Source organism: Phenylobacterium ferrooxidans (assembly GCF_042714595.1).
Lineage (GTDB): Bacteria > Pseudomonadota > Alphaproteobacteria > Caulobacterales > Caulobacteraceae > Phenylobacterium > Phenylobacterium ferrooxidans.
In genome coordinates, this window is record NZ_JAOTJD010000027.1 from 45,441 (window position 1) to 63,824 (window position 18,384).

At 67.5% G+C, this 18,384-nt stretch carries 14 protein-coding genes; 4 read left to right on the forward strand and 10 right to left on the reverse strand.

The window, feature by feature from the left end:
• The first annotated feature begins 28 nt into the window (after window positions 1–28).
• Window positions 29–2,305: an O-linked N-acetylglucosamine transferase, SPINDLY family protein gene (locus OCL97_RS14380; RefSeq protein ID WP_377370611.1), complete on the forward strand. Its 2,277-nt coding sequence runs from the start codon at window positions 29–31 to the stop codon at window positions 2,303–2,305.
• Here OCL97_RS14380 and OCL97_RS14385 read toward each other — a convergent pair.
• The 5 genes from OCL97_RS14385 to rfbF are packed head-to-tail and all read right to left on the reverse strand — an operon-like array spanning window position 2,302 to window position 6,847.
• Window positions 2,302–3,246, reverse strand: a complete 945-nt coding sequence (locus tag OCL97_RS14385) for an NAD-dependent epimerase/dehydratase family protein (RefSeq protein WP_377370612.1) — start codon at window positions 3,244–3,246, stop codon at window positions 2,302–2,304. The genes OCL97_RS14380 and OCL97_RS14385 overlap by 4 nt on opposite strands.
• Window position 3,247: 1 nt before the next feature.
• Window positions 3,248–3,778 carry a dTDP-4-dehydrorhamnose 3,5-epimerase family protein gene (locus OCL97_RS14390; RefSeq protein ID WP_377370614.1) on the reverse strand — a complete coding sequence of 177 codons (531 nt, stop codon included), beginning with the start codon at window positions 3,776–3,778 and terminating at the stop codon, window positions 3,248–3,250.
• The gene (locus tag OCL97_RS14395) at window positions 3,778–5,019 is read right to left on the reverse strand and encodes a methyltransferase domain-containing protein (protein WP_377370615.1); all 1,242 of its coding nucleotides are present in this window, start codon (window positions 5,017–5,019) and stop codon (window positions 3,778–3,780) included. Before OCL97_RS14395 ends, OCL97_RS14390 begins: the two co-directional genes overlap by 1 nt.
• Window positions 5,019–6,077: a CDP-glucose 4,6-dehydratase gene (gene rfbG, locus OCL97_RS14400; protein ID WP_377370616.1), complete on the reverse strand. Its 1,059-nt coding sequence runs from the start codon at window positions 6,075–6,077 to the stop codon at window positions 5,019–5,021. Before rfbG ends, OCL97_RS14395 begins: the two co-directional genes overlap by 1 nt.
• Complete coding sequence (gene rfbF, locus OCL97_RS14405) at window positions 6,074–6,847, reverse strand: glucose-1-phosphate cytidylyltransferase (protein WP_305762605.1); 774 nt, start codon at window positions 6,845–6,847, stop codon at window positions 6,074–6,076. Before rfbF ends, rfbG begins: the two co-directional genes overlap by 4 nt.
• Before the next feature lie 221 nt (window positions 6,848–7,068).
• On the opposite strand from rfbF, the gene OCL97_RS14410 reads away from it, so the two are divergent.
• Both OCL97_RS14410 and OCL97_RS14415 read left to right on the forward strand, forming a co-directional pair.
• Window positions 7,069–7,791 (forward strand): sulfotransferase domain-containing protein, encoded by a 723-nt coding sequence (locus tag OCL97_RS14410; RefSeq protein ID WP_377370617.1) that lies wholly within the window; start codon window positions 7,069–7,071, stop codon window positions 7,789–7,791.
• Between the two features lie 43 nt (window positions 7,792–7,834).
• Window positions 7,835–8,911 (forward strand): M23 family metallopeptidase, encoded by a 1,077-nt coding sequence (locus OCL97_RS14415; RefSeq protein ID WP_377370618.1) that lies wholly within the window; start codon window positions 7,835–7,837, stop codon window positions 8,909–8,911.
• Between the two features lie 246 nt (window positions 8,912–9,157).
• On the opposite strand, the gene OCL97_RS14420 is transcribed toward OCL97_RS14415, so the two are convergent.
• From OCL97_RS14420 to OCL97_RS14435, 4 genes are all read right to left on the reverse strand, one after another.
• On the reverse strand, window positions 9,158–10,840 hold the full coding sequence (locus OCL97_RS14420; RefSeq protein ID WP_377370619.1) for a glycosyltransferase family 4 protein: 1,683 nt from the start codon (window positions 10,838–10,840) through the stop codon (window positions 9,158–9,160).
• Window positions 10,841–10,942: 102 nt separating this feature from the next.
• Entirely contained in the window at window positions 10,943–13,057 is a 2,115-nt protein-coding gene (locus OCL97_RS14425) for a calcium-binding protein (RefSeq protein WP_377370620.1), read from the reverse strand.
• Window positions 13,058–13,281: 224 nt separating this feature from the next.
• On the reverse strand, window positions 13,282–14,649 hold the full coding sequence (locus OCL97_RS14430; RefSeq protein ID WP_377370621.1) for an HlyD family type I secretion periplasmic adaptor subunit: 1,368 nt from the start codon (window positions 14,647–14,649) through the stop codon (window positions 13,282–13,284).
• Window positions 14,649–16,376, reverse strand: coding sequence for a type I secretion system permease/ATPase (locus tag OCL97_RS14435; protein ID WP_377370622.1), 1,728 nt, complete (start codon window positions 16,374–16,376; stop codon window positions 14,649–14,651). The genes OCL97_RS14430 and OCL97_RS14435 overlap by 1 nt, the downstream gene beginning before the upstream one ends.
• Window positions 16,377–16,627: 251 nt before the next feature.
• Here OCL97_RS14435 and OCL97_RS14440 point away from each other — a divergent pair, with 251 nt between their 5' ends.
• A complete protein-coding gene (locus OCL97_RS14440; protein ID WP_377370623.1) occupies window positions 16,628–17,383 on the forward strand; it encodes a DUF6270 domain-containing protein in 756 nt (251 codons plus the stop codon).
• Window positions 17,384–17,389: 6 nt separating this feature from the next.
• Here the strand turns inward: OCL97_RS14440 and OCL97_RS14445 are convergent.
• Window positions 17,390–18,384, reverse strand: a 995-nt coding sequence (locus tag OCL97_RS14445; protein WP_377370624.1) for a hypothetical protein, incomplete at its 5' end; no start/stop codon positions are given.

Sequence of the window (18,384 nt, forward strand, 5' to 3'; positions counted from 1 at the left end):
GAGCCCTCACGCGTGACAGGACGCCGAGATGTCGAACGACCGCTTTGCCCCGGCTGAAGCCGCCTTCAGGGCGGGAGACCGGGCCGAGGGCATTCGCCTGACGGCCGAACAGCTGACGCTGGACCCCAACGTCTCGCCGCGAATCTATCAGAACTTCACGGCGGTCCTGATCCGCGGCAAGCTGTACGATCAGGCCGAGCACTGGGCGAGGGTGGCCACGGAGCACCATCCCCGCGATCTTGAACTGTGGAACATTCTGGGCGTCGCGCTGCGTCGGCTGGGACGGCACGCGGAGGGGCTCAAGGCCCTGGACCGCGCCATCAAGATCAATCCCAAGAACCTGACGCCGCAGATCAACCGCGGCAATATCCTGAATGACCTGAAGAACCCGGCGGCCATCGAGATCTTCACCAAGATCCTCCGCCAGCAGCCGACCAACGCCGAACATCAGCGCTCGCTTGGGCGGGCCTACTGGTTCGCCGGCGAGTTGGAAAAGGCCGAGATGCGCTTCAACCTGGCGGTCAAGCTCAAGCCCGACTATGTCGACGCCTGGCTGGATCTGACCTCGCTCGCCGCGGACACCAAGGGCGCCGTTGAGACCTTGCCTGTGCTGGAGCGGGCGGTCGCGGCCCTGCCCCACGAGCACCGAATGCACGAGTCCCTGGGGGTCATGCTGCGCCGCGCCGGGCGCAACAAGGAAGCCGAGACCTACTTCGCCGACCTCCTGACCGAATTGGGCGAGCACGCCTGGATCCACTACCAGATCGGCCTGACCCTCGCCGACTTCAACCGGGACAAGGCCAATCTACATTTGGAGAAGGCGCATGAGCTGGCGCCGGACAATGCGGATTTCCAGCTCGCCCTGGCCGAAAGCTATTCGCGGACCCGCAGCGGTGACGAAGCCGCCAATCTCGAGCGCGCCTACCAGCTGCTGAAGCCGATCGTCGACAAGGTGGGCGGCGGCGCGGGTCCGGTGAAGGTGGCGAGCGACATCTTCGTCCGGGTCGCCGACTATGACGCCGCTGACGCCCTGGGGGACTTCGAGCACCTGGGCCGCCTGTGGGCCTCCAACGGCCGCCACACCGCCCTGCTCTCCCACCTCGCGCGGGTCCGTACCTCTCAGGACCGTGACGAGCTGGTCCATCAGCACCGCATCTGGGGCCAATTGGTGGAGGCCTCGGTGGCCCGCCGTCCGCTCACCTACCCGGCGCCCCGCACGCCCAACGGCAAGATCCGTGTCGGCTTCATGTCCTCGGACCTGCGAGCTCACCCAGTCGCCTACTTCTCCCTGCCGCTGTTCGAGCATTACGACCGGGAGAAGTTCGAGGTCTATTGCTACTCCTACTACACCGGCCAGGAAGACCCGACCCAGAAGCGCATCGCCGACATGGTGCAGGGCTTCCGCTGGAACCCCGACATCAGTGACCGGGACGCCGCTCAGGTGATCGCCGACGACCAGCTGGACATGCTGATCGAGCTGGGCGGCTCCACCCACATGAACAAGATCACGGTGATGGGCTACAAGCCCGCGCCGATCCAGGCGAGCTGGCTGGGCTATCCGCACTCCGCCGGGCTGAAGGCGATCGACTACTTGATCGTCGACCCTTTCATGCTGCCCGAACGGGAGGGCCTGCTGATCGAAAAGCCGCTCGTTCTGCCGCACGGCTGGTTCGCCCTGTCCGCGGGCGCCTTCAATGAACGCGTGGCCGTGCAGATCCCCGCACCGGTGACGCGCAACGGCTACGTCACCTTCGGCACCGCCAACAATCCGTACAAGTACAGCCGCGACATGGTCCGCACCTGGGCCAAGGCCGTCGCCCAGGTTCCCAACTCCAAGTTCATGTTCGTGCGGCCGGAGGGCGGGTCGGAAAGCTTCCGCAAGAACCTCGCCGCGATCTTCGCCGAGGAGGGCGTCAGCGTCGATCGGCTCCGCTTCGAGGCGGTCCGCGGCGCCCACCTGCCCTTCTACAACGAGATGGACATCTCCCTGGACAGCTTCCCACAGACCGGCGGCACCACCACCTGCGAGAGCCTGTGGATGGGGGTCCCGGTCATCACCCTGGTGGGCGAGACCCTGTTCGAGCGGCTCAGCTATTCCAGCCTGATGAACGGCGGCCTGCCTGAGCTCTGCGCCCGCGACACCGAGGGCTTCATCGCCGCAGCAGTGAAGCTGGGCAAGGACCCCGACCGCATCAACGAACTGCGGGCGGGCCTGCGCGAACGGATGCGCGCCAGCCCCATCGGCCAGACGACCCAGTTCGCTCACGACTTCTTCGGCCTGATCGAGAAAGCTGTGAAGGGTTAGGCCGGGGCGCCCAGCAGGCCGCGCCGCTCCACCTCGCGGTAGTAGTCGACATAGGCGTCCCAGAAACCGGCCTCGTCCCAGGCCCGATCCAGGGTCGGCTCGTCATTGGCGACAATGCGCGGTTCGGGGAAGGCCGTCTGCTCCAGGCAATCCACCGGGCAATCCCGTCCCAGCCGCGCGGAGGCCTCGCGGGCGACGCGCAGAGCAAACTCCCCCTGGGTGCTGACATAGCCGGCAGGACGGCAGACGCGGTCGAGTTTCGGATTGGCCCGCATCTCGTCCACCAGGCCCGCATAAGCCCGCGCCAGCAGCACGACGGGGATGTTGTCGCGCACATAGGCGGGTGTGCGGACGATCCCGGCCTTCCCGGCGAACCAGGCCTGGAACAGCGACCAGACCAGCCGTCCCTCCTCCAGCGGCCCGAACGGCCCATTGATCATGAAGCGTCCGAAGGCCAGCCCCCTCCAGAGAGCCAGGTGGCGGAAGCCGTCATTGGTGAGCCGCTTGGACAGGCCATAGGGTGAGACGGCCAGGCCATCGGCCGCGTCCTCGAAGCCGGTGCCAGTGGCGATCACACCCGTCACCCCCGCCGCCGCCGCCGCCTCGAACACCAGGCCGGCCCCGGTCAGATTGCGGGTGACACCCGCGGCCACGTCATAGTCGGCGTTGCGGTAGCCCGGGATATCGGCGGCGTGGTGGGCCAGGATGTCCAGGGGGCCGGCGGTTTTCAGCAGATCCAGGAACGCAGGCGACCCGAAGGGGGTCTCGAAGACGACCTCGGCCACGCCCTTCAGCCGCTCCACCCGGTCGCGGCGCAGCCCCTCATAGTCGGCCTCGGCCCGCTTCAGCGGCGCGACCACCTGGTGGCCGGCTTCGGCGAGGCCCTGGGCGATCCAGACCCCGGTGAAGGACGTCGCGCCGGTGAGCAGGACGCGGGCCATCTCAGGCGCCGTGGTCCGGGTAGGTCGCGTCACGCTCCGAAATCACCACAGGCGGCGCTGGCCAGACGATCCCGAAGGCCGGGTCGTTCCAGCGCACGCCTCGCCCGTGGCCGGGCTCGAACATGCGGTCGATCTGGTAGAGGACGTCGGTGTCCGGCTCCAGGGTGATGAAGCCATGGGCCATGCCCGCCCCGATCAGCAGGGCGCGGCCGTTGTCGGCCGAGAGCTCCGCGCCGACCCATCGCAGATAGGTCGCGCTGTCGGGCCGTAGATCCACCGCCACATCGAAGACCGCGCCGCGCGTCACCCGCACCAGCTTCACCTCGGCGCGCGGCGGCGCCTCATAATGCATGCCTCGCAGGGTGTGGGCGGCGATGTTGCGTGACAGGCTGGTCTGGGCCGGAACGAAGGGATGGCCCGCCGCGGCGAACGCGTCGGGGCAGTGCAACCGCGCGAATGAGCCCCGCTCGTCCGTCGACGGATCGAGCTCCACGACCGTCACGCCGTCGATGGCCGTGGCTGCGAACCGCATCAGCTGATGACCTTCGTCTCCGGCGAGGCGGTGACGAAACGACCGCCCCAGTCGGAGATGTGAGCCAGCTGGCCCATGATCTCGTCCTTCAGGTTCCAGGGCAGGATCAGCAGGTAGTCCGGCCTGATCTCGTCGACCTTACTCGGGGCGTGGATCGGGATGTGGCTGCCCGGCATGTAATGGTCCTGCTTGTGCGGGTTGGCGTCGAACACCGCCACGATGTCCCCCGTCCCTACGCCGGCATAGTTCAGGAAGGTGTTGCCCTTGGCCGCGGCGCCATAGGCCGCCACAGACTTGCCCTCCGCCTTGGCCTTGGCGAGGAAGGCGAGGAAGTCGGCGCGCACCGCCTCCACCCGGGCGGTGAAACCCTGGTAGCCCGTCAATGTGTCGAGGTTGGCGGCGTGCTCGCGAGCCCGCAGGTCCTTGAGCGCCTGGGTCTCCTGATGGCTCGACGCCTCATGGGCGCAGAACAGCCGCAGCGAGCCCCCATGGGTCGGCAGGAGCTCGACGTCGAAGGGCCGCAAACCGTTGGCCCGCAGCACCCGCTCCACCGCCAGCAGCGACAGGTAGGAGTAGTGTTCGTGATAGATGGTGTCGAACTGCACCAGCTCGATCAGGTTCAGCAGGTGAGGGAATTCGAAGGTCAGCACCCCCTGCGGCTTCAGCACATGCTGGAAACCGGCCACGAAGTCCCCGATGTCAGGCACGTGAGCCAGGACGTTGTTGCCGGCCATCAGGTCGCCGGCGATCCCGCGCGCCTGCAGGTCGCGCCCCGTGGCGTCGTTGAAAAACGAGACCTCGGTGGGGACGCCCCGCTCCTGGACCGCCACCTCGGCCGTATTGGCCGTGGGTTCGATCCCCAGCACGGGCACACCCATGGCCTTGAAATGCTGCAACAGGTAGCCGTCGTTGGAGGCGACCTCGATCACCAGGGACTGGGAGGTGAGGCCCAGTCGCTTGGCCATCGCGTCAGCGTAACGCTTGGCATGGGCGACCCAACTCGCGGAATAGGCGGAGAAATAGGCGTACCCGTCATCGAAGATGGCGTCGGCCGCCACGGGATCGTCGGCCTGCACCAGGAAGCAGTTTCCACAGACCCGGGTGTGCAGCGGATAGGATTTCTCCGCTCCCGCCTTGAGCTGCGCCGGAGTCAGATAGCTGTTGGCGAGCGGCTGCAGGCCCAGGTCCACAAAGTCCTGGGTGAGCGGCGCGCGGCAGAAGCGGCAGGTCGGAGCAGTCATCAGAGACCTTCGTAACGCGAGATCTGGTCTCGGCACAGGGTGAGGGCATCGCCGCCGTCGGCCTGCAGGCGATACCAGTCCATGGTCCACTCCACGGCGACCGGGGCGTCGAGCTGGCTCTCGAAGCCCAGCACCTGGCGGGCCAGGCTGGCGTCGATGCCGAGAGACTTGGCCTCCAGGGAATGGGGATCGGGTTCGTGGCGCCAGGGCTTGGCGCCCAGGGCCTTCACCGCGGTCGTGGCGAGTTCGCCCACCGTCACCTCCGGTCCGCCCGGCCGGGGGCCGAAGTTGAGCGCGCGGGGCGCGGCGGGATCGGTGGCCAGGCGCTCGAGGTAGGTCAGGTATCCCGCTACGCAGTCCAGCACATGCTGCCAGGGCCGGGTGGCCTCGGGGTGGCGCAGCACCGTGACGCCCTGGGCCTGGCCGGCCCGGACGATGTCGGCGACGATGCGGTCACGGGAGTAGTCTCCGCCGCCGATGACATTGCCCCCTCGCGCCGTCGCCACCGGCACGCCGGCCTTGTCGAAGAAGCTGCGGGCGAAGCTCTGGGTGACGATCTCGGCCGCCGCCTTCGAGGCCGAATAGGGGTCCTTGCCACCAAGCGCGTCGGTCTCGGTGAAGGCCCGGCCCGTCTCGGCGTTGGCGTAGACCTTGTCAGAGGTGATCACCAGGACCGCGTTCAGAGCCGGCTGCCGGCGCAGGGTCTGCAGCAGATGGGCGGTGCCCAGGATGTTGGAGGAGAAGGTGGCGATGGGATCCTCGATGGAGGCGCGCACGATCGGCTGGGCCGCCATGTGCAGCACCAGGTCGAACTCGGCGTCCTTCAACGCCGCCTCAACCGCCACCGGATCGCGCAGGTCGGCGATGCGGGAGTCGATGAGATCGCCGACGCCGGCCTGGTCGAACAGGGCCGGGGTCTGGTCCGGCGCTAGGGACAGGCCGGTGACCCTGGCCCCCATCCTGGCCAGCCAGATCGCCGCCCAGGAGCCCTTGAACCCGGTATGACCGGTCAGCAGGACGCGCTTGCCCGACCAGAAGGCGGGATCGGGTCGGCTCATTTCCAGACGTGCCAGGGCGCCTTGCCCGAAGCCCAGAGCGACTCGAGCTGGTTCTTGTCGCGCAGGGTGTCCATGGCCGCCCAGAAGCCCTCGTGGCGCCAGGCCATCAGCTCGCCGTCGGCGGCCAGGCCCTCCAGGGGCGCGGTTTCGAACGGGATCTCGTCCCCGGCGATCCGGCTGACCACATCGGGTTGCAGCACGAAGAAGCCGCCGTTGATCAGGCCGTTGTCGCCGGGCGGCTTCTCGATGAAGCGCTCCACCGCGCCGTTGACGATGTCGAGCGCGCCGTAGCGCCCGGGCGGCGAGACCGCTGTCACCGTCGACTGCTTGCCGTGCGATCTGTGGAAGGCGGCCAGGGCCGTGAGGTCCACGTCGGCCACGCCGTCGCCATAGGTGAAGAAGAAGGGCTCGCCCGGCTCCAGGTACTTGGCCACCCGCTTCAGACGGCCGCCGGTCATGGTGTCGGGCCCGGTCTCCACCAGGGTGACCTTCCACGGTTCGTGGTTGGTGGCGTGGTACTCCATCGACCCGCTGGCCAGGTCGACGGTGAAGTCGGCGTTGTGGAGCACGTAGTTGGAGAAGTACTCCTTGATCACGTAGCCCTTGTAGCCAAGGCAGATGATGAACTCGTTGAACCCGTGGTGGGAGAACAGCTTCATGATGTGCCAGAGGATCGGCCGCCCGCCGACCTCGATCATCGGCTTGGGCTTGAGGTGACTTTCCTCGGAGATGCGCGTGCCGAGCCCCCCGGCCAGGATGACCACCTTCATCGGGCGCTCGAGGGGGTATGGCCGCCGGAGGCGGTGCGGGCGAAGATAGCGGTCAAGGCGTTGAAACCCGTTCTGGAATGGCGCAGGCGCGGCCTTTCGGGGCCCCGACCGGCGCGGTCTCCTCCTAATATCGCGTGTCGTCGCGCGCATGAAGTCGTATCCACGCCAAGCGTAGGTTGGAGCCTGCGCCCCTCGCCCGACGGGTGAGCGCAAGAGGAACCATGCCGCGCGTCGACTTCATCATTCCGGGCTTCCAGAAAGCCGGCACCACGGCCCTGTTCGATCACCTGGGTGATGTGCCGGGCATTTCGCTGTCGGCCACCAAGGAAGTGCACTTCTTCGACGACGAGAGCGTGGACTGGTCATCCCCGGACTACCGCGCCTACGAGGCCCAGTTCCCGGTGCAGGAGGGCGCGGTCGTCGGTGAGGCCACGCCGATCTACCTCTACTGGCCCAACGCCCTTGAGCGCATCGCGACCTACAACCCGGCCATCCGCCTCATTATCCTGCTGCGGGACCCCGTCGAGCGGGCCTGGTCGCAATGGCGGATGGAGATCAAGCGCGGGGCCGAGCGCGAGCCGTTCGCCTGGTGCATTCGCCAGGGACGGCAGCGGCTGTTCGCCAGCGAACCCTGGGGACACCACCGGGAGTTCTCCTACGTGGAGCGGGGCTTCTACGGCGAACAGCTCGATCGGCTGTTCGGGGTCTTCCCGCGCGAGCAGGTGCTGTTCCTCAAGGCCGAGGATCTGCGCAGCGACCCCAACACCGTCCTGGCCCAGGTCTGCGCCTTCGTCGGCGCGCCACCACCGCCGCGCACCGAGCCGAGGTCGGTGCATGTGGGCCAGGAGATGGGAGGGCTGGACCCTGCCGACGCCGCGCATCTGCGGGCGATCTATGCCCGCGACCTTGCCCGCCTGAAGGATCTGACCGGAATCAGCTTTTAGGCCGTCATAGTTCAGACCCGGGACTGGATGAGGATCGTGGCCCATGGGAGTTTCGCCGATGACCTTCGCCCGCTGCGCCACATTGTCGGCCCTGGCTCTTCTGGCCGGTTGCGGTGGCGGAACGCCCGCGGCGACCGAGCCCAAGGCCCAACCCGCGTCGGCCACGGCGCCGCCCCCGGTGACGCCACCACCGGCCGACGCTCCGAGACTGGCCCTGCCCATCGCCTGCGAGATCGGCGTCACCTGCGAGCTGCAGAACTATCTCGACCGAGACCCCGGGCTGGCGGAACAGGACTATCGCTGCGGCCGGCGCACCTATGAGGCCCATGGGGGGATCGATTTCCGCCTCCTCGACATGGCGGCGCAACGGGCGGGGGTCGCGGTCCTGGCCGCCGCGCCGGGGAAGGTCAGCCGCTTGCGCGACGGGGTGGAGGACATTTCGGTCCGCACACCGGGCGTCGATGTCTCCAATCGCCAGTGCGGCAATGGCGTCGTGGTCGATCACGGAAGCGGCTGGGAGACTCAGTACTGCCATCTGGCCCGGGGCAGCATCGTCGTGAAGGCCGGGGACACCATCGTCACCGGCCAGCCGCTGGCGAAGGTGGGCCTGTCGGGCAACACCGAGTATCCGCATCTTCACCTCACGGTCCGCCACAATGGGGTGACCATCGATCCCTTCGCCCCCACCCCGGGCGCAGCCTGCGATCCCGGGACCGGGCCGGCTTCAAGTCTCTGGGATGGGCCCACGGGCCAGATGCTGGCCTATCAGGACGGCGCGGTGCTCAATGCCGGGTTCGCGGCCGGGCCGGTCGCGCCCGAGGCGGTGGAGGCCGGCGGCATCCCCCAGCCCACGGCCGCGAGCGCGATGATGATCGCCTATGTCCGGGCGATCGGACTCAAGGGCGGGGACGTCCAGGAGATCACCCTCACAGCGCCGGGCGGCGAGGTCCTGGCGCAGTCGCGCCTGGCGCCCCTGGACAGGGACAAGGCCCAGTATCTGCTTTATGCGGGCAAAACGCGTCCAGGGTCAGGCTGGCCCCAGGGGGTCTATACGGCGCGCTATATTGTGATCCGCTCGGGCGCGACGGCCCTTCAGCGCGAGTACCGGCTGACCTTCTAGGGCTCTGTCCTCCGCACGATTCAGCGCGAAAAACTGAAGCTCTCGAACTGTTGATTTCGCGCGGCGCGGGATTTTCTTTCGTCGCGCGTTGAATTGGATTACAGTTTTCTGTCAGCCTAGCTCTCCAAGGCTGTGTCGCTTTGGCCGGGCGGTCAGCTCCAGGGTTTGCCGCCCGGCCTCTCGCCTTCCCCTCTGAATTCATGATCTTTCGCCGTCTTCGTGGGCGGCGTCATAGACGTGTCAGCTCTAGCCGCCGGGCGTCACTTCGGGAGGCGACACCAGTTCAATCACCGCGAACTTCACCAGCCAAAGCAGGCCACGCTCGACAATGCCCTGCCGGTGGACCGCAAAGAGCGGCGTCAGGTCTCCGACCTTGGCTTGCTCGTGCTCAACCAGGTGGCCGAGGATGAGATCGACTTCCGACGAGCCGGGCAAGGCCCAGCCGCCCAGGGAGCTCAGCTCCGCGGTCAGCCGGGTGCGGGCCGCGGCCTGCGTCATGCCTGGCGCCAATCGCACCAGGGTCTCGGACGTCAGTAGGCCGGTCGGATAGGTGGCGAAGAGCTGGAAGGGGTCGAGCCTGCGGGGATTGTCCACGATCACCGCGAGGTCTGACGCCTCGGGGGCCGCAGCGGCGCGGCGGGCGGCCAGTTCGCTCCACAGCGCCTGATAGCGGGGGATGATCGCCGCCCAATCGAAATGCTCCTGGGCGCGCCGGGCCGCGGCCTGGCCCATCCGCCGCCGAAGATCCGGGTTGGTGACCAGGGCGGCGATCGCCGTCACCGCGGCGGCATGGTCGACCCCCGTCGTCTGGGCCGCGGCCGCGAGATACCCCTCATAGGGAACCCAGTCGTTGGCGAAACGATAGGCCAGGTCCCGGCCGAGCCCCGGGCGGGGCGCTGTGGTGGCGATGCGGAAGCCGTCGATCCCGTGCCGCACCGTGTCACGGTAACCGTCCCAGTCGGTCACCACCGACGGCAGACCGGCGGCCATCGCCTCGATCGGGGTCAGACCAAAGGTCTCCTGGACGTTCTCGGAGAACGAAATGAAGAAGTCGGCGGCCGACCAGATCGAGAAACGGGTTTCCGGCGGCCGGCCGTCGACGGGCCGGTAGTGGATGCTGGGACAGAAGGCCTGGACCTGGCGGTGGAAGGCGGCCGTCTTGTCGTCGGTGGAGGCCCAGCCAGCCACGATCCAGTAGATGGGCCGCCCAGTCGAGCCGGCGGCGGCCTCCAGCGCCAGGGCCATGGTGGCGGGGTTCATCTTTCCTGCCGCGTGGAAACGCCCAAGATAGAGGGCGACAACAGCATCCTGCGGAATGTCGAGGCGCTCGCGCCAGGCCGACCTCTGCTCCGCAGACGGCGTGAAGTCAGAAGCGTTCACGCCCAGCGGGATGGTGGTGATCTCGGGAGTGGGGAAGCGGCTTGCGCCGAGCTGGGCGCGCAGGTGCTCGCGCGTCTGTTCCAGCAGGACGTGGACGCTGGAGCGAACGGCGTCAGAGGTACAGATCAGGGCGTCCCAGGCTTCGACCGGCGCGGTCATCATGTCGGCCAGGAGGTCCGTCGCGCGGTGGGTCGCGGTCGTATGGGTGATGCCGCACAGGCTGTAGCGGTTACGGCCCAGCGGCCGCCGAATCCAGGCCTCAGGCGCCAGGGTCGGCTGCGGCAGATACAGGCAGCCGGGATCGGCCAAGTGGTGGCGGGACGTGCGGGCCAGCCACCTGATGGCGCGCGCATGGGGCTCGATGCGATCGAGAAGCGGCTTGAAATGCAGGGGCGGCTGGGTGCTGGCGTTGAACAGATGGACCTGGTCGGCCTGGGCGTGGCGCAGGTAGCCGCGGAGGAAGCTCTCGCCCGCGGAGTGGCGCCCCATCAACTGGGCGCCGGTCGTATCGTAGCCATCGGGATGGAAGTAGATCGCCGCGTTGCTCATTGGGCTAGGCCGTAGCGGATAACGCGTTGCGATTCAAATAGCGCAAAAGAAAGGGGCCGCCCCGAAGGACGGCCCCAGACTTAGAGGTAGGTCGAGATCGTCTTAGGCGACGAAGTCGGTGTGGTCGATCGTGCCGTTGATCGTACCGGTCAGCTTGATCGCGTTGGAGACGGCATTGGTGCCGGCGCTGTCGGCGAAGATGTAGGTCCCCGCTTCCGTGCCCGTCACCGAGATCACCACGATGTCGCGCGAACCGCCACTGATCAGCGAGGTCGCGTCTGCCAGCGCTTGCGCGTAGCTCGTCGCGACCGTGCCGACCAGGAAGTTCCCAGCCGTGCCGACGACACCCAGAGCGAAGGTGTCGCTGGCGCCGAAGTCCAGGCCGGTCGCACCACCGGTGATCAGGTCCGGAGTGGAGGAGACCGAGTCGCCTGCCGCGAAGACGAAGCGATCGGCGCCGCCGGAGTCGGCCACGATGGTGTCCGTACCCGCGCCGCCGGTGAGCGTTTCGGCACCGGAACCACCCGTGATGGAGTCGTTGCCCGCGCCGCCCGAAAGGCTGCCCGTGCCCGCGCCACCGCTGGTGATGGTGTCGTTGCCATCATCGCCCGTGACCGTTTGAGCGCCCGCACCGACCGTGATGCGGTCGCCATCAGCGCCGCCGGAGATGTTGTTGGCGCCGTCACCACCGTCGATGGTGTCAGCACCCGCATCGCCGAGGACGGTGTCAGCACCGCCCAGCAGGGTGATCTGGTCCGCACCCGCGCCGCCTTCGACGCGGTTGACGCCAGCGACGCCGCCGGAGACGGAGTCGGCGTCGTCACCACCGAGGATGGTGTTGGAGCCCGTGCCGCCCACGAAGGTGTCGGCGCCGGTGCCGCCGTCCATGTGGGTGGTGCCGTTGCCCGAGGTCAGGCTGTCGGCGCCATCGTTGCCGAACATGGTGTCACGGCCCGCACCGCCGGTGATGGCGTCGTTACCCGCATCGCCAGTGGCGTAGTTGGTGCCAGCGCCGAGGGTCAGCAGATCGTTGCCGGCGCCCGAGGTCACGCTGTCGTTATCCGCGCCGCCGGTGTACTTGTCGTTGCCGCTGCCGAGGTCAGCGAGGTCGTTGCCGCCGCCGACATTGCTGACGTCGTCGTCGCCGTCGCCGCCCCAGACGGTGTCAGCGCCAGCACCGCTCACCAGGGAGTCGGAACCCAGATCGCCGAAGATCAGGTCCGCGCCGGCGGCGCTGTCGAGGGTGTCGCCACCTTGACCGCCGAGGATGGTGTCGGTGTCCGCGCCGCCGAGGACCGAGTCATCGCCGAGGTTGCCGTGGGCGTAGTTGGAGCCCCCGCCAGTGGAGATGACGTCGTTGCCTTGGCCGCCGAGCAGGCTGTCGTTGTTCGCGCCGCCGACGATATTGTCGTTGCCCGCGTTGCCCTGGACGGTGTTCACGCCATCACCGGAGGTGAGCCGGTCATCGCCGTCACCACCGAAGATCACGTCGTTGCCGGCGCCAGCGGTGATGGTGTCGTTGCCGGCTTCGCCACTCAGGGAGTTCGCGCCGTCGCCGCCGCTGATGAGGTCAGCGCCGTCGACGCCCATCAGGGAGTCGGCGCCCGTGCCGCCGGTCAGGGTGTCGTTGCCCAGGTCGCCGAAGACCAAGTTGGCCCCGTCGCCCGCGCTCAGGACGTCATCACCTTGGCCGCCCAGCAGGGTGTCGGCGCCGGTGCTGGCGGAGTCGATGCTGTCGTTGCCCAGGTTGCCATGGACGTAGTTGGCGGCGGTGGCGCCGGCGGTGATGGTGTCATTGCCCTGGCCGCCGAGCAGCGTGTCGGCGCCCGTGCCGGCAAGGATGCTGTCGTTGCCCTGGTTGCCCTGGGCGTAGTTGGCGCCGTCGCCGCCGCTCATGGTGTCGTCACCAAGACCGCCGAAGAGCGCATCGCCGAGCGTGGAGTTGATCGCGGAGCCGTCAACCGAGTTCGTGCCGCCGATGAGCAGCTTGGACCCGTTCCCCAGAACCGCCAGACCGTTGTCGGCGGCGTTGCTGGCCAGACCAACGGTCTTGCCATTGTAGGTCACATCGACGCGAGCCGGGCTAGCGCCGACCGCGGCAACATAAGCGACCGAAATCTTGGAGGCGGTAGAAGCGCCGTCAAAGACCAGCGTGTCAGTGGCGGCGAAGATCAGCGCCTGAGCCGCCGTGATCGTATCGAAATAGTACGTAGCCATGAGTCTCTCCAGTCATGTGTCACACGGACCGCCTGAAAACGCCTGGCCACCTTTGCCGAATGGCGCGGTCCCAGGAAGTCCTTACCGTTCGCCATAACAAGGTCGTGGCGAAGGTTAAACGAGCCCGAGGAAGACGTATCGGAACCGTCGAGAATGCGCAACAGTAAAAACGGCGGGAAACCAGACCCTTCGACAGCGCTTGGGGAGGACGGTTCGCCCTCTCATCAATCTTCCTTCAGGGAGTCCCTGATCGTGTCGGTCAGCGGGCTGACAACGTAGGAAAGGATCGTCCGCGTTCCGGTGACGATGGACACCGACGCCGGCATCCCGGGGCTGAGCTTGGCGCCCTTGGGCAGGTTGGCGAGTTCCTTCGGCGGGATGCGGATGTCGGCCCGGAAGTAACCCTCGCCGGTCTTGGCGTCGCTCAACTGGTCGGCGGAGACCGCGATCACGTCCCCCATCACGGGGCTGACCTTCTGGAAGTTGAACGCGGTCAGGCGAACCTGGGCCCGCATGCCGACGCGAACGTTGTCGATATCAGCGGGTTTGATCCTGGCCGTGATGATCAGCGGCGCATTGGCCGGCACGATGTTCATGAGAACTTGTCCCGGCGTGATCACCCCGCCCACGGTCGACGGGCTCAGATCCAGGACGTAGCCGTCGGCGGGAGACCGCACGATCGAATTGGTGAGGAGCTGGGTCGCAGCTGTGAGTCGCGGCGAAACATCCGACAGGCTGGACTGCATCTGGCGCAGGCCTTCGGCGGCCTCGCTGACCCGCTGGTCGCGAAGGGAGTTGAGCTGCAGCCGCGTCTCGCCCTTCTGTTGGCGAAGGCGGGTGATCTCGGCGTTCAGGGCGCCCCGGCGCCCGGCCAGATCGGCCAGGGTCCGCTCATAGCGCAGGATCAGGGTCTTGGGCGCGAAGCCCTTCTCATAGAGAGTCTGGTAGCCGGCCAGTTCTTCCTTGGTCAGGCCGACGCTTTGCTCCAGGGCGTCAAGCTGAGCCTGCACGCCGGAAATCTGCGATTCGATCTGGCTCTGACGCTGGTTCAGCACGTCGGCCTGGCTGTCGAAGAACTGCAGGCGCGTGGAAAAGAGCAGCTGCTGATCCTGGATCAGGCCCGCCACACGGGGATCGGACAACCGGCCGGTAAGGCTGGCGGGGAAGGCCATGGCGCGTCGGCCCGCGGCTTCGGCTTCGAGGCGGGCGCTCTGGGCCATCAGGGCGTCAGACTGGTTCTGGAAGACATCGACCGACGCGCGGGCCTGGACGTCATCGAGCAACAGCAGGGGCTGACCCAGAGCCACCCGTTGACCCTCGCGCACCGGGATCGCCTTCACCGTGCCGCCCGTCTGGTGCTGGATGACCTTGCGGTTGGCTTCCACGCGCACCAGGCCGGGCGCCAGGATGGCGCTTCGGATCGGCGTCACAGCCGCCCAAAGCATGATGGCGACGACGAAGATCGCGACGACCACGCCACCGATGATCATCGGCTGCTGCAGCTTGCGCTTCTGGTCCGCATCCAGGGCCAGGTCGGGTCCACTGAAGGCGGGGGTCACATAGGGTTTGATCGGGGTCACGTCGCGGCTCATCAGGCGGCCCCTACCGCTTGGACGGCGGCCGGCTGGGTGAAGCGGGCCATCACCTGGTCGCGCGGCCCAAACAGCTCCATCCGGCCGTCACGCAGCACCAGGATCTTGTCGGCCGACCGGAACAGGTTCGGCTTGTGAGAGACCACGGCGATGGTCGCTCCAGCGGCCTTCAGCGTATCGAGGGCCTTCAGCAGGGCGTCCTCACCCTCGGCGTCCAGGCTTGCGTTGGGTTCGTCCAGGACGATGAACGGCGGCTGGTTCAGCACGGCCCGGGCCAGGCCGATGCGCTGGCGCTGGCCGGCCGACAGGACGTGCGCGTTCTGCCCCAGATCAGTGTCGTAGCCGTTCGGCAGGCGAAGGATGAGTTCGTGAACCCCGGCGATCTGAGCCGCGGCGATCACCTCGGCGTCGGTAATGTCGGGCAGGAAGCGGGCGATGTTGTCGCGGATCGTCCCGGCGAACAGCTCGGTGTCCTGCGGCAGGTAGCCGACGTTGCGGCCGAAGTCCTTGCGGTCCCAGGTGAAGACGTCGGCGCCGTCGAGACGGATATTGCCGTTGTTGGGCTGCCAGATTCCCATCATCAGGCGGGCCAGGCTCGACTTGCCCGCGCCCGAGGGCCCGATGATGCCCAGCATTTCACCGGGTTCAATCTTGAAGTGGATGGCCTGCAGGACGAACTTCTGAGCCCCGGGCGGCGCGAAATTGACCCCTTCGACCGACAGGCGGCCCGTGGCGCGGGGCAGACCGGTGACCGCCTTGGCCTGCTTGTAGTCGTCGAAGACCAGCATCAGGCGATCAAAGGCGCGCGTGCCCTGCAGCATGCCGTCCCAAGAACCCACGAGGCGGTCAATCGGCTGAAGCGCGCGGGCGGCCAGGATCATGTTGGCGAACAGCAGGCCGGCGTGGATCGTTCCCTTGACCACCAGATAGGCTCCGACGCCGATGATCAGGACCTGGACGGCCTGACGCCAGAACTTGCTGACGTTTGAATAGCCGCTGGCGACGTTGCTGGCGTCGGCGCTGCGGCCCATGGTGGTCTGCCTGAAGACGGCCCAGCGGCCCCCCAGGGTCTCCACCATGCCCATGGCGCGGACCACTTCGCCGTTGCGGAGGGCGGCGTCGGTGAAGGCGTAGCTGCGCAGGGCCGCGTCGTTGGCTTCCTCAAGCGCCGGCCGCGTGGCTCGATCCTGCATGAGGGTGATGGCCACCAGGAACACCGCGCCCAGCAGCGTTATGACCCCGACCAGGGGATCGATGACCCAGAGTACGATCAGGAAGACGGGCATCCATGGCAGATCGAAGACCACGCCGAAGGTGGGCCCTGTCAGCATCTGGCGGAAGCTGTCGAGGTCCCGCAGGGCCTGGGAACGGAGGGCCGGATTGCCGCGCGTGACGCCGTCGAACAGGGCCGAGAACACGTGGCCGGAGACCCGCTGGTCCATGACCACGCCGTAGTTGATCAGCACCTTGGCGCGATAATGGTCAATGACGCCGGAGATCGCGAAGGTGAACAGCACCCCAAAGGTGATCACCAGCAAGGTGGGAATGCTGCCGCTGCTCATCACCCGTCCGTAGATCTGGAAGGTGTAGAGCGGCAGGGCCATGTAGAGCAGGTTCGAGACCAGGCTGAACGCCGCGGCGGCGGCCAGGGAGGGGTAGCCCTCGCGGATCGCCCGCGTCAGCGGATTATCCGGTTGGTCCGCCGACAACACTTTGAAAATCTTCATGGGCGCCAGGCCGTCTCGTTACTTGCGGGCGAAGGGTCGCTGCGCCAGATGAAGTCGCAGACGCCGACGGCTACGACAGACGGCGGCATGAGCGCGGGAGAGATGATCGGCGCCCTCCGGTATGTCAATGCCGCACGCCCGTGTAGGGCCGGCGCCAGCCGCGGTTGGGCCGTTCCGCGATGCCTGCGGGACGACCTGTGGTAAGGAACAGTGGATGTCGGTTTGATGGGAGACGTGCCTGAGTGGCCAGGGTGGCGATAATCGGTAGCTGCATAACGCGGGATTTGTGGCCGATCCTTGGCCAAGCGCCAGCCGACCTGCTCTACATCTCGCGCACCAGCCTCCCAAGCCTGTTCGCGCGACCGCTCGGCGGCGTCGAGGCCCCGCAGGATCCGCCGCCGGGCCTGGCGCGTCACCAGAACAACGCGGTTCGCGCAGACCTCAAGAAGTCGGCCCTGGCCACGCTGCTCGCTCACCGTCCCACCCATCTGATCTTTGACTTCATCGACGAACGTTTCGACCTCATGGCGGTGCGCGAGACCCTCGTCACGCACAGCTGGGAACTGGAAGCCAGCGGCTACATGGCTCAACCGGCCTTTTCCCCTGCACGGATCGTGCCGCGAGCCTCGGCGGAGTGCGACCAGCTCTGGCGCGACGCAGCCTGGGAAATGACCGCCTTCCTGAAGACAACGCCTCTGAGGGACACCGAGATCATTCTGCATGAATCACAGTGGGCCAGGAGCTACCTGGACCGCACCGGCCAGCGTCAGACCTTCGACCAGGAGGTGATGATCTTCGATGGCAATATCGGGAGCCTCGACGCCCACAACGCCTTGCTGAGCAGCTATCAGCAGCGTTTCGCCGCCCTCACCGGCGCGGCCCGGGTGAGCGCCGATCCCAGCCTGGTGGTCGGCGATGTCAGCCACCGCTGGGGGCTGAGCCCCTTCCACTACGTCGCCGACTACTACCGCGACATCTGGCGACAGCTGAAGACCCTGGGCCTCTAGGCGCGCTCAAGTGTCGGAGAGGGACGCCCAGTTCTCCAGGGGAGTCAGGCGCGGATCGGCGGCCTCGCTGACCAGGGGCTGCGCCACCGTCCAGGCGCCGCCCTGCAGGTAGTCGGTGAGCGGATCGACATCGGCGCGCAGCTCGCTTCCGCGGAGCGTGATGTAGCGGGCGGCGTCGAACCAGGGGCTCGGATTGCGCCCCTCGTGACCGCCGGCCTGGACGTAGTGGCTCAAGGCCTCGAACCCTCCGGCCGCGACATCCGGATATTGCTCGCGGTACCAGGCAGGATCGAACAGCCGGTGGGGTTTCAGGCCCCGCGCCGAGCCCACCGTCACATAGTGGACAAGGCCCGGGATCCGCGCCTCGTCGCCTGTCATCCGCCCGCGATATCGCTCGCCCTGGAACAGCGGGTGGGGGCTGAGGTCACGCCGCCAGCCCTCACGCAGATAGTGCGCCAGTGGATTTTCCCCCGTCTGGGCCAGTTCGGGGGCCTGGGCGACATAGTGGTCGATGTTGAACAGGGGATGCGGGTCGCGCCCTCGGGCCGCGCCGACGTGGACGAAGTGCTCCAGCGGCGTCAGGCCGGTGGCGGCCAGGTCCTGGGCGTTGCGGGCGGCGTAGAAGTCCCGGTCAAAGAGCGGATGCGGGGAGCGGCCCTCCGCCCAGCCCCTTGAGATATAGTGGACCAGCGGCGCCAGCCGGCCGGCCGCGACATCCGGATAGGTGGAAAGGTACCAGGCCTGGTCCAGCAAGGCCGCGGGCTGGACAGTGGGATCTGCCCCGCGCCGCGCATAGGCGGCCATGGCGCCGAAACCGCCCCCTGCGCGGTCCCAGAGCCCCGAGCGGGCGATCACCGCGACTCCACCCACCCAGGGCAGCCGAACCAGGGCGCGGTCGAGGCGACGCTTGATGCGGTTGCGGCGGCGATCTCGCACCAAGGGCTCGGCCGCCGCGCGATAGGCCTTCGCCGCCGCGGCGCGGCCGTCGGCCTCGGCGCGGG

Bases quoted from the DNA above. Each gene is read 5' to 3' on its own strand.
- OCL97_RS14380 (WP_377370611.1), top strand. From the start codon at position 29: ATGTCGAACGACCGCTTTGCCCCGGCTGAAGCCGCCTTCAGGGCGGGA.
- OCL97_RS14385 (WP_377370612.1), bottom strand. From the start codon at position 3,246: ATGGCCCGCGTCCTGCTCACCGGCGCGACGTCCTTCACCGGGGTCTGG.
- OCL97_RS14390 (WP_377370614.1), bottom strand. From the start codon at position 3,778: ATGCGGTTCGCAGCCACGGCCATCGACGGCGTGACGGTCGTGGAGCTC.
- OCL97_RS14395 (WP_377370615.1), bottom strand. From the start codon at position 5,019: ATGACTGCTCCGACCTGCCGCTTCTGCCGCGCGCCGCTCACCCAGGAC.
- rfbG (WP_377370616.1), bottom strand. From the start codon at position 6,077: ATGAGCCGACCCGATCCCGCCTTCTGGTCGGGCAAGCGCGTCCTGCTG.
- rfbF (WP_305762605.1), bottom strand. From the start codon at position 6,847: ATGAAGGTGGTCATCCTGGCCGGGGGGCTCGGCACGCGCATCTCCGAG.
- OCL97_RS14410 (WP_377370617.1), top strand. From the start codon at position 7,069: ATGCCGCGCGTCGACTTCATCATTCCGGGCTTCCAGAAAGCCGGCACC.
- OCL97_RS14415 (WP_377370618.1), top strand. From the start codon at position 7,835: ATGGGAGTTTCGCCGATGACCTTCGCCCGCTGCGCCACATTGTCGGCC.
- OCL97_RS14420 (WP_377370619.1), bottom strand. From the start codon at position 10,840: ATGAGCAACGCGGCGATCTACTTCCATCCCGATGGCTACGATACGACC.
- OCL97_RS14425 (WP_377370620.1), bottom strand. From the start codon at position 13,057: ATGGCTACGTACTATTTCGATACGATCACGGCGGCTCAGGCGCTGATC.
- OCL97_RS14430 (WP_377370621.1), bottom strand. From the start codon at position 14,649: ATGAGCCGCGACGTGACCCCGATCAAACCCTATGTGACCCCCGCCTTC.
- OCL97_RS14435 (WP_377370622.1), bottom strand. From the start codon at position 16,376: ATGAAGATTTTCAAAGTGTTGTCGGCGGACCAACCGGATAATCCGCTG.